Source organism: Oscillibacter sp. ER4, from assembly GCF_000765235.1.
In the GTDB taxonomy this organism is placed as follows: Bacteria; Bacillota; Clostridia; order Oscillospirales; family Oscillospiraceae; genus Hominicoprocola; species Hominicoprocola fusiformis.
Genome location: NZ_JPJG01000067.1, coordinates 1 through 1560 on the forward strand (window position 1 = coordinate 1; position 1560 = coordinate 1560).

Sequence of the window (1560 nt, forward strand, 5' to 3'; positions counted from 1 at the left end):
ACAAGCCCAAGCTTCGGTTTCATGCTTAGCCCCGTTATATTTTCCGCGCAGAGTCACTCGACCAGTGAGCTATTACGCACTCTTTTAATGAGTGGCTGCTTCTAAGCCAACATCCTGGTTGTTTTCGCAATTCCACATCGTTTTCCACTTAGCATGAATTTGGGACCTTAGCTGTGGGTCTGGGCTGTTTCCCTTTTGACAACGAAACTTATCTCACGCTGTCTGACTGCTATGCATCAATTATCCGGCATTCAGAGTTTGATAGGTCTTGGTAACCTTATCGGCCCCGCCACCATTCAGTGCTTTACCTCCGGTAATCTAACATAACGCTAGCCCTAAAGCTATTTCGGGGAGAACCAGCTATCTCCGAGTTCGATTGGAATTTCTCCGCTATCCACAAGTCATCCGCCACCATTGCAACGGGGGTCGGTTCGGCCCTCCATGAGATTTTACTCTCACTTCAGCCTGCTCATGGATAGGTCACCCGGTTTCGGGTCTATGGCAACGAACTTTACGCCCTATTCAGACTCGCTCTCGCTTCGCCTCCGGTACTCAATACCTTAAGCTTGCTCGTTACTATAACTCGCCGGACCGTTCTACAAAAAGTACGTCATCACACGTTAACGTGCTTTGACTGCTTGTAAGCACAAGGTTTCAGGTTCTCTTTCACTCCCCTCCCGGGGTCCTTTTCACCTTTCCCTCACGGTACTGCTCCTCTATCGGTCATCAGGTAGTATTTAGGCTTGGATGGTGGTCCACCCGGTTTCCCACGGGGTTTCACGTGTCCCGCGGTACTCTGGATCCAGACTGCCAGTCTTCATTTTCAGATACAGGGCTCTCACCTTCTGTGGCCGGCTTTCCCACGCCGTTCTCTTAATTACCTCTGGTCTTGATGTCTGTCCGCAACCCCGAAGAACTTGCGTCCCTCGGTTTGGCCTCCTCCGCGTTCGCTCGCCACTACTAGCGGAATCTCGGTTGATGTCTTTTCCTGGCCCTACTTAGATGTTTCAGTTCAGGCCGTTCCCTTCGTACGCCTATTTGATTCAACGCACGATGCTCAAGTATTGCTTGAGCGGGTTCCCCCATTCGGAAATCCACGGATATATCGGATATTTGCTCCTCCCCGTGGCTTATCGCAGCTTGTCACGTCCTTCGTCGGCTCCTGATGCCAAGGCATTCCCCTTGCGCTCTTTTCAGCTTGACCTATCGAATCATTTGCTGATCCTCAAAGTTGAATTATGCAGGCAATTTAACAGGATTTTCGAAATTGTAATTGTTACCCATCTATACGATGTTCCACAATTAAAACTAAAAATACCTTCTTCTGTTCTTTCAAACAAAAGACCTCTCTGTTGCCTTGCTTATCACTTCTTCATTACATTGTTCAGTTTTCAAGGTTCGATCTTCCAACTGCTTTTGCAGCCAGATTTGAAGATCTGTCTTTATGCCAGGTCTTCAAATCCAACGACAAATGTCACTGGTATGGTGGGCCCGAGTGGGCTCGAACCACCGACCTTACGATTATCAGTCGTACGCTCTAGCCAGCTGAGCTACGGGCCC

General features: G+C 49.0%; 1 tRNA gene and 1 rRNA gene. Both read right to left on the minus strand.

Annotation, left to right across the window (positions count from 1 at the left end):
* A 23S ribosomal RNA gene (locus tag NI20_RS0110950) occupies positions 1 to 1204 on the minus strand; the annotation flags it as partial.
* Positions 1205 to 1483: 279 nt separating this feature from the next.
* A tRNA-Ile gene (locus tag NI20_RS0110955) sits at positions 1484 to 1560 on the minus strand.